We start from the raw sequence: 13,121 nt of genomic DNA on the forward strand, positions 1-13,121 counted from the left end.
TAAGGTTTCCTGAGGAAGGCTCGTCCGCTCAGGGTTAGTCAGGACCTAAGCCGAGGCCGACAGGCGTAGGCGATGGACAACAGGTTGATATTCCTGTACCACCTCTTTATCGTTTGAGCAATGGAGGGACGCAGAAGGATAGAAGAAGCGTGCGATTGGTTGTGCACGTCCAAGCAGTTAGGCTGATAAGTAGGCAAATCCGCTTATCGTGAAGGCTGAGCTGTGATGGGGAAGCTCCTTATGGAGCGAAGTCTTTGATTCCCCGCTGCCAAGAAAAGCTTCTAGCGAGATAAAAGGTGCCTGTACCGCAAACCGACACAGGTAGGCGAGGAGAGAATCCTAAGGTGTGCGAGAGAACTCTGGTTAAGGAACTCGGCAAAATGACCCCGTAACTTCGGGAGAAGGGGTGCTTTCTTAACGGAAAGCCGCAGTGAATAGGCCCAAGCGACTGTTTAGCAAAAACACAGCTCTCTGCGAAGCCGTAAGGCGAAGTATAGGGGGTGACACCTGCCCGGTGCTGGAAGGTTAAGGAGAGGGGTTAGCGTAAGCGAAGCTCTGAACTGAAGCCCCAGTAAACGGCGGCCGTAACTATAACGGTCCTAAGGTAGCGAAATTCCTTGTCGGGTAAGTTCCGACCCGCACGAAAGGTGTAACGATTTGGGCACTGTCTCAACCAGAGACTCGGTGAAATTATAGTACCTGTGAAGATGCAGGTTACCCGCGACAGGACGGAAAGACCCCGTGGAGCTTTACTGTAGCCTGATATTGAATTTTGGTACAGTTTGTACAGGATAGGCGGGAGCCATTGAAACCGGAGCGCTAGCTTCGGTGGAGGCGCTGGTGGGATACCGCCCTGACTGTATTGAAATTCTAACCTACGGGTCTTATCGACCCGGGAGACAGTGTCAGGTGGGCAGTTTGACTGGGGCGGTCGCCTCCTAAAGTGTAACGGAGGCGCCCAAAGGTTCCCTCAGAATGGTTGGAAATCATTCGTAGAGTGCAAAGGCATAAGGGAGCTTGACTGCGAGACCTACAAGTCGAGCAGGGACGAAAGTCGGGCTTAGTGATCCGGTGGTTCCGCATGGAAGGGCCATCGCTCAACGGATAAAAGCTACCCCGGGGATAACAGGCTTATCTCCCCCAAGAGTCCACATCGACGGGGAGGTTTGGCACCTCGATGTCGGCTCATCGCATCCTGGGGCTGTAGTCGGTCCCAAGGGTTGGGCTGTTCGCCCATTAAAGCGGTACGCGAGCTGGGTTCAGAACGTCGTGAGACAGTTCGGTCCCTATCCGTCGTGGGCGTAGGAAATTTGAGAGGAGCTGTCCTTAGTACGAGAGGACCGGGATGGACGCACCGCTGGTGTACCAGTTGTTCTGCCAAGGGCATAGCTGGGTAGCTATGTGCGGAAGGGATAAGTGCTGAAAGCATCTAAGCATGAAGCCCCCCTCAAGATGAGATTTCCCATAGCGTAAGCTAGTAAGATCCCTGAAAGATGATCAGGTTGATAGGTTCGAGGTGGAAGCATGGTGACATGTGGAGCTGACGAATACTAATAGATCGAGGACTTAACCATATAATATGAAGCAATGTTATCTAGTTTTGAAAGAATATAAAAAACTTGTTGACTTTTAAAAGCAAATGAGTTAAAATGATTCTTGTCTTAAATGAATACAGTCTGGTAATGATGGCAGAGAGGTCACACCCGTTCCCATACCGAACACGGAAGTTAAGCTCTCTAGCGCCGATGGTAGTTGGGACCTTGTCCCTGTGAGAGTAGGACGTTGCCAGGCAAAATGGAGGATTAGCTCAGCTGGGAGAGCACCTGCCTTACAAGCAGGGGGTCGGCGGTTCGATCCCGTCATCCTCCACCATATATGTCGGAGGGGTAGCGAAGTGGCTAAACGCGGCGGACTGTAAATCCGCTCCTTCGGGTTCGGCAGTTCGAATCTGCCCCCCTCCACCATTCTTAATTAATGGGCTATAGCCAAGCGGTAAGGCAACGGACTTTGACTCCGTCATGCGCTGGTTCGAATCCAGCTAGCCCAGCCATTAAGAGCCATTAGCTCAGTTGGTAGAGCATCTGACTTTTAATCAGAGGGTCGAAGGTTCGAATCCTTCATGGCTCACCATTTTTAATAAAACATGCGGGTGTGGCGGAATTGGCAGACGCACTAGACTTAGGATCTAGCGCCTTTGGCGTGGGGGTTCGACTCCCTTCACCCGCACTTTTAATAAAATAACTCATACATGTCTTGCGGAAGTAGTTCAGTGGTAGAATACAACCTTGCCAAGGTTGGGGTCGCGGGTTCGAATCCCGTCTTCCGCTCCAATTTTCAATATGACATGCCGGGGTGGCGGAACAGGCAGACGCACAGGACTTAAAATCCTGCGGTGGGTGACCACCGTGCGGGTTCGACCCCCGCCCTCGGCACCATATGCGCCCGTAGCTCAATTGGATAGAGCGTTTGACTACGGATCAAGAGGTTAGGGGTTCGACTCCTCTCGGGCGCGCTTTTATTAACGGGAAGTGGCTCAGCTTGGTAGAGCACCTGGTTTGGGACCAGGGGGTCGCAGGTTCAAATCCTGTCTTCCCGATATTCAAAAAAACATGGGGCCTTAGCTCAGCTGGGAGAGCGCCTGCCTTGCACGCAGGAGGTCAGCGGTTCGATCCCGCTAGGCTCCACTTTATTTAATATATGTCTCGGAGGTATACCCAAGTTCGGCTGAAGGGATCGGTCTTGAAAACCGACAGGCGGTGAGAATCGCGCGGGGGTTCGAATCCCTCTACCTCCTCCATTTTTAAAAATGGTTTAGACATATAATAATAAAATATTTATTTTTTTCCTTCATGGAGGTATACCCAAGTTCGGCTGAAGGGATCGGTCTTGAAAACCGACAGGCGGCGAGAGTCGCGCGGGGGTTCGAATCCCTCTACCTCCTCCATTTTTTAATTTAATATTGTCGCGGGGTGGAGCAGCACGGTAGCTCGTCGGGCTCATAACCCGAAGGTCGCAGGTTCAAATCCTGTCCCCGCAACCAAATGGTCCCGTGGTGTAGTGGTTAACATGCCTGCCTGTCACGCAGGAGATCGCCGGTTCGACCCCGGTCGGGACCGCCATTTATGTTGGCTCGGTAGCTCAGTCGGTAGAGCAGAGGACTGAAAATCCTCGTGTCGGCGGTTCGATTCCGTCCCGAGCCACCATTTTTTTATGCCGGCTTAGCTCAATTGGTAGAGCAACTGACTTGTAATCAGTAGGTTGGGGGTTCAAGTCCTCTAGCCGGCATCATTTAGGGGCATAGTTTAAAGGTAGAACTGAGGTCTCCAAAACCTCCAGTGTGGGTTCGATTCCTACTGCCCCTGTAAAGTATATGGGCCTATAGCTCAGCTGGTTAGAGCGCACGCCTGATAAGCGTGAGGTCGATGGTTCGAGTCCATTTAGGCCCACCATATATTATTCCGCAGTAGCTCAGTGGTAGAGCTATCGGCTGTTAACCGATCGGTCGTAGGTTCGAGTCCTACCTGCGGAGCCATGGCCCGTTGGTCAAGTGGTTAAGACACCGCCCTTTCACGGCGGTAACACGGGTTCGAATCCCGTACGGGTCATACAAAAAAGAGTCAGCATTATGCTGGCTCTTTTTTATTTTGTTGATCCTTTTTATCATTTTACTTTCCAGAAATAAATAAAGGAATTTTGGAAAAGCTATGGTATGTATAAAAAGGAGGAAATAAATAATGACACGAGTTAGAGACTTAATGAGTACCCATATTGTACATTGTACACCGCTAGACAATGTATATGAGGCAGCTGTAAAAATGAAGGAAGAATCGGTTGGGTTAATTCCTGTTGTTGAAAATGAGCAGGTTGTTGGGCTTGTTACTGATCGAGATTTAGTTGTTCGAGGGATTGCTGAAAAACATCCTGGATCTAATAAAATTACAAATGTAATGACAACAAATATTATCTCAGTTTCTCCAAATGATTCTATTGAAAAAGCTACAGAGCTAATGGCACAGTATCAAATTAGACGGTTACCAGTAGTTGATAGTGGTCAGCTTATTGGCATGTTAGCACTAGGAGATTTAGCTATAAGGGAATCGGCAGATGATCAAGCTGGATTTGCCTTGAGCGAAATCTCAGAGCGTACAGAGTAAATTGAAACTTTAATTAACCGAGATTTTAATGGTCACTTATAAAGAGCTAAATTATATATAAAGTTCAGATGCATTATTCTAGTATATATGGATTAAACTAATATGTTAGCGTGATGTATCTGAGACATTATATAATAAGGATATGGTTAATAATTTCCACAGTTTTTTTAAATTTGTTATTCTTCATTTTTAATAAGAGAAAAGATGATATACTGATAGATATAAGTATTATGAGGGATTTTGAATATAACAATATTAATTTTTAGTGGTACGATAATAAATTAATATTTCCTACATAGATGAAAAGGGAAGGGGAATTATATGAAGGCTGTACAGGGCGATCCAAATTGGAATTTGGTTACAGATACATATATAGAACCAAATAATTTCGCTGAATTATTTTCTTTGCTTGTACCTTGTCACCCAAAAGGTGAGGGGAAAGAACGAACTATATTAGTATGGAAAGAGAAAGAATTTTATAAAGAAGAAAATTTAGCGGCATTTATCGTATATGGCATGAATAAAGTAAAGAATTTACCGCAGTTTCATAAAGATGAAATTCCAACTTTAGTGCGTATTCTTCGCTTATGCCAAGAGATTGGTTGGTATGAAGAGGCAAATGCTTTTATGATAGCACAAGGATTAGCTGAGTTTGTTCATACTTCATTGGAATATGAAACATGGGATCTTTTGACGCAATCAGTTGCTTTAAACTATTTAATTATTAAATATCGTATAGGTGAATTGACAGATAGGGATATTGAAATTTGGGATAGAGTTAAATTTAATGAGAAATGTATAACCGATTGTAAACATTTATTATCTCATAAAGAAGTATTGGAATTTACATTCTTTTATATGTGTAAGAGAGCGAAATCATTATCAAAAGAGCAATTAAATAGTGATATGATGAGTTTAGCAATGTATTGTAATACTTTCGTATATGATTTATATACACATGATTTATTACGGAAATATCGTAAGTGTACAGATTTCCTATCATATTATGGACCTAGTCAGGCAGTTTTAGCATGTCAAAGAGCTGTATTATCTCAAATTTCCGATCGCTTAGACCCATTAAAGACAACACATGTAGATGATTATTTATATGTAATGAAAGAAATGATGGAGCATATGACGATAGGAGTAATGGATCGATACGGTCATTTTATTGGAAAGCTACTATCTTATGTGCCATTTTTCGAGATGATACAAGTTCCACAGCATGCATATTATTGTGAAGAATTACTGTATATTTGTAAGGGCATTGAATATAAAGAAGAAACACTACGCAATTATATATTTATACAATTACATGATTGTTTACCATCATTCTTTAGGCTATTTCTTAAAAATAAGCGTTACGCAACGATTCATGATATTCTTTTCTATTGGTGCGATGACGAACAACGAATGAGCTTAGAGAAAAAATATAATCTGAGCTTTATTTATGAAAAATATGCTTGTGGATAAACAATATTTTCGATATGAAAAATTAATATAAATTAAAAAGGATCTCCAGTTTATGTGAGATCCTTTTTTGTTAGTAAAACAAGGAGAAAGTGATTAAAACAAGAAACAACATTCCATATAGGAGAAGTTGTGCAGTATAACTTCCTTGTATACCAAAAAAAGTATTGGCTTTCTTATACAAATGCAATATGTATTTTATTGGAGCATCTTTGAAAGATTGGTACACAGTGTCTCCTCTTTCTAAGCTTCTTGTTCTTGTTTTTGTTTTTGTTTTTGGTTATAAGGGACATTAATATATCTAGCTACAAATAATAAAACAGCCATAAAGAATACTGGAAATACAGTAGATAAATAAAAGCCATTACTAATTATATTTGTTATGAGAGCACTCAAAAGAAATATAGCGTTATAAATATGGGCAATTTTTTGTTTTAGTTGCACTTGAAATGATTCCATCATAATTTCTAATGCAACAAAAGCAATAATAATAGATAAAAATACAATGTTTGTATTGTAAATGATTAAACAACAGATTAAACCTAAAAAGGCTGCGTATTCAATTATAAGAGGTATATTGCGTGGCATACAATTTACCTAACTAAATATGGCAGTGGATTTACTGCATTTGTTTTTTCAAAATTCCATTCTCCATTATGTAATTCAAAATGAAGATGTTGCCCGTATGAATGACCTGTGTTGCCCATATGACCTACTAATTGTCCAGCTTGTACTTGATCACCAGTTTGTACAGTGCGATCCTTCATATGAGCATAAACAGTTGTATATAATTTCCCATTGATTTGATGCGCAATGAACACAACATTGCCATAGCTAGCTGAATAATAAGATTTCACAACTTTACCTGCAGCAGCAGCTTGGATAGAGACGTTCCCTGGAGCAGTAATATCTATACCATAATGCATTTGTTCCCATCGTATATCAAAGGTTGAGCTAATTCTTCCTTGAGCAGGGAATTTGAAAGCAGCTGGAATAGATGAAGGCTGATCTGTTTTAGCCTGTGGTTGATTTTGTACTACATAGTGTTTTGCTACATATCCGTATCCTGTGCCAAAACGAATTTTATACCAAGTTCCTACAGTTTCTACTACTTGTACTTGTGTACCGTTTTGTAATGAACCGAGTAGAGCGCTACTTGTACTAGTGTTGCTACGTACATTCAGATTAGGTGTTGCAACAGTATATTTTGTATTATTTTGAACGGTGATTCCTTTTACTAAGGGTTGTGAACCATTAGAGATGAATGCTTTTTGTACGTAACCCGTTTGGCCATTATGTGATATTTTATACCATTCGCCTTGATCTTCTTGAACGGTAATAAACTTGCCATTTGGTAATACATCTAAAATGGAAGATTCTAAATTAGGTTCAGAGCGAACGTTTAATGCATTAGCATTGACGATGTATTGATCATTAGATTGAAGTTTGTTTTTTAGTAAAATAGCATCTTTTTGTACATAACCTACTTTATTATGAACAGATACTTTATACCAACCATTAGTTGTTTCAAGGATGTTCACTTTTGTATTAAAGCGAATTGTATCAATTGATGTGCTCTTTACGTTATCTTCTGTATGTAATGCTACTTGATCGACTTTGACATACCCAGTTTTAACATTAGATAATTGTTCAGCGTTTGCTTTTTGTACATTTGTTTCACCCATAGAAGGAAGTAAAGAAGCAATCGCTACAGTAGTTGCTGTTAAAGCAGTAGCTTTCATATTCATGGAATAGAGACCTCCTCTAGTTGTATAGTTGTAATTTTATTATAGTATAAAGATATAATATAGTGGGTGTATTCACATAAATGTAATATGAAATCAATATAAAAATAAATTTTTTGAGGATAATGATTCCTTTTTAAACAATTAATTGGAGTTTTATTTTCTAAAATAGAATGTATGTATTGTATAACTTTAATTTTTTTGTTGATAATTAAGAAAATTAAAATAGTTGATGATGTCTTATTAGGGTGTTATACTGACAGTGATAATTTTATAGTTTGCTAGGAGAGCTGGTGTTGCCAGCTGAGAGTAGGCCGTAAGCCTTTGATCCTTTTTATTACCTGATCTAGATTATGCTAGCGTAGGGAAGCAATTCGGACACTAACAATGAGTCCCCGTTTCTTTGCGTATAGAAACGGGGCTTTTTTATTTGAAAATTTCATATTGAAACCACTAGGGGTGCTTGATTTGCTGAGAGAGGAATAATCCTTAACCCTTATAACACCTGATCTAGGTAATACTAGCGAAGGGAAGTGGAACATCGAATAAATGTATAATTTTATTTGCTGTAACCACTTCTTATATATAGAAGTGGTTTTTTATTTAGATACATATATTGAAAGGGGATAGAGAAATGAAATTTTGCGATAGATTATTAGAAACTGTGCAACCGGTTTGGGAGATGAGTCATAATCATCCGTTTGTAGTGGGTATGGGAGATGGCACGTTAGAAAAAGATAAATTTCAGTATTATATTATTCAAGATTATTTATATCTGCTAGATTATGCAAAATTATATGCGATTGGTGTTGTAAAAGCAACGAATCCACAAGTAATGGGAAAGTTCGCTGAACAAATTGATGGAATATTAAATGGCGAAATGACAATCCATAAACAATATGCAAAAAGACTTGGAATTTCTATAGAGGAGATAGAGTCTGCAAAGCCATCTGCTAAAAATTTAGCTTATACAAATTACATGATGTCTGTATCTCAAAATGGCACACTTGCAGAATTAATAGCAGCGCTTCTTCCATGTATGTGGAGCTACTGGGAAATTGGAAAGCGTTTAAATGATATTCCTGGAGCAAGAGATCATGAGTTTTTTGGTGAGTGGATTCAAGGATATAGTTCGGAAGAATACGGTAATCTTTGTATTTGGTTAATAGATTTATTAAATGAAATGGCAGTTGGAAAGTCTGAGAAAGAACTAGATAGATTAGAGGAGATTTTCTTATATTCCAGTCGATTTGAATATTTATTCTGGGATATGTCCTATCGTAAGGAGATGTGGGGATTTGAGGAGCAAGAACATACTACAGTTTCATAATGTTTCTTTTCATTACGATGAGAAACCAATCATCCATGAATTAAATGCTTCTATACATGAGAAAGAGTTTGTCAGTATTATCGGACCGAGTGGATGTGGGAAAAGTACTTTATTTCGCCTTATTACAGGCCTAGAGAAGGTAAGTACTGGAAAGATAGAACTGACAGAAACAAAGCACCATCCTGTAGGATATATGCCGCAAAAAGATATGCTTTTGCCGTGGAGAACAATTATTGAGAATGCTGCTCTGCCGCTAGAGTGCCAAGGTGTACAGAAGAAAGAAGCACAAGTAAAGGCAAAGGAACTGTTATATAAATTTGGTTTACAAGGATATGAGACAAAACATCCGAAAGATTTATCTGGTGGTATGAGGCAACGCGTATCTTTTATCCGAACTTTGTTAACGGGCGGGGAGATATTGTTATTAGATGAACCGTTTAGCGCGTTAGATGCTTTAACGAAGGCCTCTTTGCAAGAATGGCTGTTTGAACAATGGCAAGAGTGGGAAAAAACAATTTTATTCATTACTCATGATGTTGAAGAAGCGTTATTTCTTTCGAACCGAGTTTTAGTAGTGGAACAGCAGCCGATAACGACTTTGACTGAGCGGATTGTACCACTTGATCATAACAGAACACGAAAAGATTTATATAAACCGGAAGTATTAGCGCTGAAAGATGAGCTTCTTAGTATGTTACAAAGGCAGGTACTTGTGTGATGAACCGATTGAAAGAATTAGTTCCTGCTATTACACTTTCTAGTATTTTACTAGCTGTGTGGGAAATAGGAGCAAGAATTGTAGATGAGATGTACATTTTACCGTCACCGTCTGCGATTGTAATGAAGATATGGAAACTAAAAGACATATTATTTACGGTTCATTTACCTGCAACGTTATACGTCGTTTTAATAGGTGTTGTTATTTCTATCGTATTAGGTGTAGGGCTAGCGATGTTAATGAATGCGAGTACATGGATGGAAAGAGCATTTTATCCATTATTAGTTGCTTCACAAACGATTCCGATTACTGCGCTTGCTCCGCTATTTGTTTTATGGTTTGGATACACAATTTGGAGTAAGGTTGTTGTCACAGTTTTAATTACGTTTTTCCCGATTGCGGTCAATACGTATGATGGACTGCGTAGTACAAAAAAAGAATGGGAGGAGCTCTTAGTTACATATGGAGCAACGAAAAGAGATATTTTTCTTAAATTAAAGTTGCCGTCTGCTCTTCCTTATTTTTTCTCAGCTTTAAAAATTGCAGTTCCGCTTAGTGTTATCGGAGCAGCAATTGGAGAATGGCTCGGTGCACAAGCTGGACTTGGATATTTCAGTAAGAGAATGATGACGCAGTTAGATGGAGCTGGCGTATTTGCACCCATTGTATTGTTATCATTATTAGCTATTTTCTTCGTCGTACTTATTTCCATATTAGAAAAGAAATTCATTAGTTGGAGGAAGCATTCATGAAATTTTTAAAGCGCATCTTTGTGTTTACATTATTAATTGCAATGATTACAGGATGTTCAAGTAATTCAGCATCAGAAAAAAGTAAAAAAGAGAAAGAAATAACAGTCATGTTAGATTGGTATCCAAATGCGGTACATAGCTTTATTTATGCAGCAATTGAAAAAGGATACTTTAAAGAAGAAGGTGTAAAGGTAAATATTAAATTCCCTTCTAATCCGACTGATCCATTAACATTGGCAGCAGCAGGGAAGGTGACAGTTGGCTTGTATTATCAGCCAGATGTTGTTATGGCAAGAGCAAATGAGCAAATTCCAGTGAAATCAATTGGGGCTGTCGTACGTTCACCATTAAATCATGTCGTATCGCTGAAATCAGCGGGTATTCAATCACCGAAAGATTTAGAAGGAAAAACAGTAGGATATTCTGGAACACCTTTAAGTGAGATGTATTTAAAAACGATGGTAAAAGAAGCTGGTGGTAATCCTGATACAGTGAAAGTAGTTGATGTTGGATTTGATTTAGTACCAGCCTTAATTACGAAAAAAGTGGATGCGGTAACAGGGGCATACATTAATCATGAAGTACCGGTTATGCGTCATGAAGGCCATGAACCAGCTTACTTTAATCCAGCTGATTACGGAGTACCGAACTATCATGAACTTGTGTTTGTAACAGGTGATAAAACGTTGAAAAAAGATAAAGAAGCGTTGCAAGCTTTCTTACGTGGTACGAAAAAAGGCTATGATTTCATGAAGAAAAACCCAGATGAAGCATTGAATATTTTATTAAATCATCAAGAAAAAGAAAACTTCCCACTTGTGCCAGAAGTTGAAAAGGAAAGTATGAAAATTTTATTAGAGAAGATGGAAACGAAAGATGAGCCATTTTTATCAGATTCAAAAGAATCTTGGGAGAAACAAAATAAATGGCTGAAGGACAAAGGAATGACGAAAGAAACCGTTCCAGCCGATGAACTATTCGAAAATATTTTAAAGTAGGCGAATGAATATGAAAAATGAGCTCCACGTAATCTCAAATGGCCATATGCCATTCGAAGAGTTAGTGAATGTAGCGATGCAAATTGAGAGTGAGATTGATTATTTGCATATTCGTGAGCGTGAGAAGAGTACGAAGGAGTTATATGAAGGTGTGGAAAGTCTTTTAATGGAAGGCTTTCCGGCTTCTAAAATTGTCATAAATGATCGAATTGATATTGCAATTTTATTAAATATTCCTCGTGTTCAACTAGGGTATCGAAGCACAGATGTAAAGTCAGTGAAAGAAAAGTTTTCGTATTTGCATGTCGGTTATTCTGTGCATTCGCTAGATGAAGCGATAGTAGCATTTAAAAATGGAGCGGATTCACTCGTTTATGGTCATGTATTTCCGACAGATTGTAAAAAAGGTGTGCCAGCGAGAGGGCTTGAAGAAATTTCTGACATTGCAAGGTGTTTATCTATACCGATTACAGCAATTGGAGGAATTACTCCAGAAAACGCAGTGGATGTCCTTACTAACGGTGTAAGCGGTATAGCAGTTATGTCCGGAATTGTAAGTAGTAGTGACCCGTATAGCAAAGCGAAATCTTATAAGGAATCAATAAGAAAGTGGGCGGAAAAATATGTGTGAGAAGTATGATGTAGCGATTATTGGTGGTGGTGTAATTGGTAGTTCAGTTGCACATTTTCTAGCAGAAAGAGGACATAAAGTAGCGATTGTAGAGAAGCAAAGAATTGCATCGGAAGCTTCAAAAGCAGCTGCTGGTCTACTTGGTGTTCAGGCAGAATGGGATGCGTATGATCCGCTATTTGAACTTGCTAGAGAAAGCCGAGCTATATTTCCACAACTTGCAGCAGTTTTACGTGAAAAGACGGGTATTGATATTGGATATGAAGAAAAAGGAATTTATCGTATTGCTCAAAATGAAGATGAGAAGGAAAGAATTCTTCAAATTATGGATTGGCAGCAAAAAACAGGTGAAGATTCCTATTTTCTAACGGGAGACCATGTGCGGGAAAAAGAGCCGTATCTATCCGAATCTATTATAGGAGCAGTATATTATCCGAAAGACGGTCATGTTATTGCACCAGAGCTTACGAAAGCATTCGCACATTCTGCGGCAATGTCAGGTGCTGATATATATGAACAGACAGAAGTGTTTGATATTCGTATTGAAAATAATAAAGTGACTGGAGTTATTACAAGTGAAGGTATTGTCACATGTGAGAAAGTCGTTATTGCAGGAGGTTCATGGAGCACGAAGTTACTCAGTTATTTTCACCACGATTGGGGGACATATCCAGTTAAAGGAGAAGTGGTTGCGGTAAGAAGTAGAAAACAACTTTTAAAAGCACCTATTTTTCAAGAAAGATTTTACATTACTCCAAAGCGCGGTGGACGTTACGTAATTGGGGCAACAATGAAGCACCATACGTTCAATAAAACTGTGCAGCTAGAAAGTATAACTTCTATATTAGAGCGTGCTTATACAATATTGCCAGCTTTAAAAGAAGCAGAATGGGAAAGCACGTGGGCAGGATTAAGACCACAATCGAACCATGAAGCTCCTTATATGGGAGAGCATGAAGAAATAAAAGGTTTATATGCTTGCACGGGCCATTATCGAAACGGTATTTTATTAAGTCCTATTTCTGGCCAATATATGGCTGATTTAATAGAAGGAAAGCAAGAGAATTATTTGCTAGATTCATTGCTTTCTAGAAGAGTTTAGAAAGGGGATGGAAGTTTGAATTTAAAAATTAATGGTAACCAAATTGAAGTGCCAGCGAGTGTAAAAACAGTAGCTGAGCTACTTACACATTTAGAACTAGATAACAGAATTGTTGTAGTAGAGCGTAATAAAGATATTTTACAAAAAGATGATCATACAGATACATCTGTTTTTGATGGAGACCAAATTGAGATTGTAACTTTCGTAGGAGGCGGTTGATT

Annotated in this window: 11 protein-coding genes, 20 tRNA genes, 2 rRNA genes and 2 riboswitches (1 of these 35 running past the window's edge); of the genes, 31 read left to right on the forward strand and 2 right to left on the reverse strand. The window is 39.4% G+C overall.

Annotated elements, in window-relative coordinates:
- The 24 genes from ACW0JX_RS03790 to ACW0JX_RS03905 form a co-directional block, all read left to right on the forward strand.
- Window positions 1-1,574: ribosomal RNA gene (locus ACW0JX_RS03790) — 23S ribosomal RNA — on the forward strand; it begins 1,348 nt to the left of the window's first position.
- 101 nt (window positions 1,575-1,675) lie between these two features.
- Window positions 1,676-1,791 (forward strand): 5S ribosomal RNA (gene rrf, locus ACW0JX_RS03795).
- Window positions 1,792-1,796: 5 nt separating this feature from the next.
- Window positions 1,797-1,872: transfer RNA gene (locus ACW0JX_RS03800), tRNA-Val, on the forward strand.
- Between the two features lie 8 nt (window positions 1,873-1,880).
- A tRNA-Tyr gene (locus ACW0JX_RS03805) sits at window positions 1,881-1,964 on the forward strand.
- 11 nt (window positions 1,965-1,975) lie between these two features.
- Window positions 1,976-2,050 (forward strand) — tRNA-Gln (locus tag ACW0JX_RS03810).
- 4 nt (window positions 2,051-2,054) lie between these two features.
- Window positions 2,055-2,130, forward strand: a tRNA-Lys gene (locus ACW0JX_RS03815).
- A gap of 15 nt (window positions 2,131-2,145) precedes the next feature.
- Window positions 2,146-2,226: transfer RNA gene (locus tag ACW0JX_RS03820), tRNA-Leu, on the forward strand.
- Window positions 2,227-2,255: 29 nt separating this feature from the next.
- Window positions 2,256-2,330 (forward strand) — tRNA-Gly (locus ACW0JX_RS03825).
- Between the two features lie 16 nt (window positions 2,331-2,346).
- Window positions 2,347-2,435 (forward strand) — tRNA-Leu (locus tag ACW0JX_RS03830).
- 3 nt (window positions 2,436-2,438) lie between these two features.
- A tRNA-Arg gene (locus ACW0JX_RS03835) sits at window positions 2,439-2,512 on the forward strand.
- A 10-nt stretch (window positions 2,513-2,522) separates the two neighbouring features.
- Window positions 2,523-2,596, forward strand: a tRNA-Pro gene (locus tag ACW0JX_RS03840).
- Window positions 2,597-2,611: 15 nt separating this feature from the next.
- Window positions 2,612-2,684, forward strand: a tRNA-Ala gene (locus ACW0JX_RS03845).
- A gap of 20 nt (window positions 2,685-2,704) precedes the next feature.
- A tRNA-Ser gene (locus tag ACW0JX_RS03850) sits at window positions 2,705-2,797 on the forward strand.
- Window positions 2,798-2,851: 54 nt separating this feature from the next.
- Window positions 2,852-2,944, forward strand: a tRNA-Ser gene (locus ACW0JX_RS03855).
- A gap of 19 nt (window positions 2,945-2,963) precedes the next feature.
- Window positions 2,964-3,040: transfer RNA gene (locus ACW0JX_RS03860), tRNA-Met, on the forward strand.
- A gap of 3 nt (window positions 3,041-3,043) precedes the next feature.
- A tRNA-Asp gene (locus tag ACW0JX_RS03865) sits at window positions 3,044-3,119 on the forward strand.
- Window positions 3,120-3,127: 8 nt separating this feature from the next.
- Window positions 3,128-3,203: transfer RNA gene (locus ACW0JX_RS03870), tRNA-Phe, on the forward strand.
- Window positions 3,204-3,212: 9 nt separating this feature from the next.
- Window positions 3,213-3,285, forward strand: a tRNA-Thr gene (locus tag ACW0JX_RS03875).
- A gap of 6 nt (window positions 3,286-3,291) precedes the next feature.
- Window positions 3,292-3,362: transfer RNA gene (locus ACW0JX_RS03880), tRNA-Trp, on the forward strand.
- A gap of 10 nt (window positions 3,363-3,372) precedes the next feature.
- Window positions 3,373-3,449, forward strand: a tRNA-Ile gene (locus ACW0JX_RS03885).
- An 8-nt stretch (window positions 3,450-3,457) separates the two neighbouring features.
- Window positions 3,458-3,532, forward strand: a tRNA-Asn gene (locus tag ACW0JX_RS03890).
- A gap of 1 nt (window position 3,533) precedes the next feature.
- Window positions 3,534-3,605 (forward strand) — tRNA-Glu (locus ACW0JX_RS03895).
- 129 nt (window positions 3,606-3,734) lie between these two features.
- Window positions 3,735-4,154 (forward strand): CBS domain-containing protein, encoded by a 420-nt coding sequence (locus ACW0JX_RS03900; protein WP_000199012.1) that lies wholly within the window; start codon window positions 3,735-3,737, stop codon window positions 4,152-4,154.
- A gap of 321 nt (window positions 4,155-4,475) precedes the next feature.
- Complete coding sequence (locus ACW0JX_RS03905) at window positions 4,476-5,627, forward strand: DUF3965 domain-containing protein (RefSeq protein ID WP_000648915.1); 1,152 nt, start codon at window positions 4,476-4,478, stop codon at window positions 5,625-5,627.
- A 240-nt stretch (window positions 5,628-5,867) separates the two neighbouring features.
- On the opposite strand, the gene ACW0JX_RS03910 is transcribed toward ACW0JX_RS03905, so the two are convergent.
- Window positions 5,868-6,212 carry a hypothetical protein gene (locus ACW0JX_RS03910; RefSeq protein ID WP_097925152.1) on the reverse strand — a complete coding sequence of 115 codons (345 nt, stop codon included), beginning with the start codon at window positions 6,210-6,212 and terminating at the stop codon, window positions 5,868-5,870.
- Window positions 6,213-6,217: 5 nt separating this feature from the next.
- Window positions 6,218-7,372 carry an SH3 domain-containing protein gene (locus ACW0JX_RS03915; protein WP_459245382.1) on the reverse strand — a complete coding sequence of 385 codons (1,155 nt, stop codon included), beginning with the start codon at window positions 7,370-7,372 and terminating at the stop codon, window positions 6,218-6,220.
- A gap of 270 nt (window positions 7,373-7,642) precedes the next feature.
- A riboswitch (TPP riboswitch) is annotated at window positions 7,643-7,754 on the forward strand.
- Window positions 7,755-7,814: 60 nt separating this feature from the next.
- Window positions 7,815-7,918: riboswitch (TPP riboswitch) on the forward strand.
- A gap of 85 nt (window positions 7,919-8,003) precedes the next feature.
- Here ACW0JX_RS03915 and tenA point away from each other — a divergent pair.
- The 7 genes from tenA to thiS are packed head-to-tail and all read left to right on the forward strand — an operon-like array spanning window position 8,004 to window position 13,119.
- Window positions 8,004-8,699 carry a thiaminase II gene (gene tenA / locus ACW0JX_RS03920; protein ID WP_000666826.1) on the forward strand — a complete coding sequence of 232 codons (696 nt, stop codon included), beginning with the start codon at window positions 8,004-8,006 and terminating at the stop codon, window positions 8,697-8,699.
- Window positions 8,668-9,417 (forward strand): ABC transporter ATP-binding protein, encoded by a 750-nt coding sequence (locus ACW0JX_RS03925; RefSeq protein ID WP_001256790.1) that lies wholly within the window; start codon window positions 8,668-8,670, stop codon window positions 9,415-9,417. The genes tenA and ACW0JX_RS03925 overlap by 32 nt, the downstream gene beginning before the upstream one ends.
- A complete protein-coding gene (locus ACW0JX_RS03930; protein WP_001080857.1) occupies window positions 9,417-10,169 on the forward strand; it encodes an ABC transporter permease in 753 nt (250 codons plus the stop codon). The genes ACW0JX_RS03925 and ACW0JX_RS03930 overlap by 1 nt, the downstream gene beginning before the upstream one ends.
- Complete coding sequence (locus tag ACW0JX_RS03935) at window positions 10,166-11,167, forward strand: ABC transporter substrate-binding protein (protein WP_000670422.1); 1,002 nt, start codon at window positions 10,166-10,168, stop codon at window positions 11,165-11,167. The genes ACW0JX_RS03930 and ACW0JX_RS03935 overlap by 4 nt, the downstream gene beginning before the upstream one ends.
- 10 nt (window positions 11,168-11,177) lie before the next feature.
- Window positions 11,178-11,798 carry a thiazole tautomerase TenI gene (gene tenI, locus ACW0JX_RS03940; protein ID WP_459245383.1) on the forward strand — a complete coding sequence of 207 codons (621 nt, stop codon included), beginning with the start codon at window positions 11,178-11,180 and terminating at the stop codon, window positions 11,796-11,798.
- Window positions 11,791-12,900, forward strand: coding sequence for a glycine oxidase ThiO (thiO, locus tag ACW0JX_RS03945; RefSeq protein WP_377901435.1), 1,110 nt, complete (start codon window positions 11,791-11,793; stop codon window positions 12,898-12,900). The genes tenI and thiO overlap by 8 nt, the downstream gene beginning before the upstream one ends.
- Window positions 12,901-12,915: 15 nt before the next feature.
- The gene (gene thiS, locus ACW0JX_RS03950; protein WP_001049502.1) at window positions 12,916-13,119 is read left to right on the forward strand and encodes a sulfur carrier protein ThiS; all 204 of its coding nucleotides are present in this window, start codon (window positions 12,916-12,918) and stop codon (window positions 13,117-13,119) included.
- Window positions 13,120-13,121 lie beyond the last annotated feature (2 nt).

Source organism: Bacillus sp. C-3-6, from assembly GCF_054509685.1.

What these genes read in the sequence shown, in the direction of transcription:
- ACW0JX_RS03905 (WP_000648915.1), top strand. Translation starts at nt 4,476, where the DNA reads ATGAAGGCTGTACAGGGCGATCCAAATTGGAATTTGGTTACAGATACA.
- ACW0JX_RS03915 (WP_459245382.1), bottom strand. Translation starts at nt 7,372, where the DNA reads ATGAATATGAAAGCTACTGCTTTAACAGCAACTACTGTAGCGATTGCT.
- thiO (WP_377901435.1), top strand. Translation starts at nt 11,791, where the DNA reads ATGTGTGAGAAGTATGATGTAGCGATTATTGGTGGTGGTGTAATTGGT.
- tenI (WP_459245383.1), top strand. Translation starts at nt 11,178, where the DNA reads ATGAAAAATGAGCTCCACGTAATCTCAAATGGCCATATGCCATTCGAA.
- ACW0JX_RS03935 (WP_000670422.1), top strand. Translation starts at nt 10,166, where the DNA reads ATGAAATTTTTAAAGCGCATCTTTGTGTTTACATTATTAATTGCAATG.
- ACW0JX_RS03930 (WP_001080857.1), top strand. Translation starts at nt 9,417, where the DNA reads ATGAACCGATTGAAAGAATTAGTTCCTGCTATTACACTTTCTAGTATT.
- tenA (WP_000666826.1), top strand. Translation starts at nt 8,004, where the DNA reads ATGAAATTTTGCGATAGATTATTAGAAACTGTGCAACCGGTTTGGGAG.
- ACW0JX_RS03900 (WP_000199012.1), top strand. Translation starts at nt 3,735, where the DNA reads ATGACACGAGTTAGAGACTTAATGAGTACCCATATTGTACATTGTACA.
- ACW0JX_RS03910 (WP_097925152.1), bottom strand. Translation starts at nt 6,212, where the DNA reads ATGCCACGCAATATACCTCTTATAATTGAATACGCAGCCTTTTTAGGT.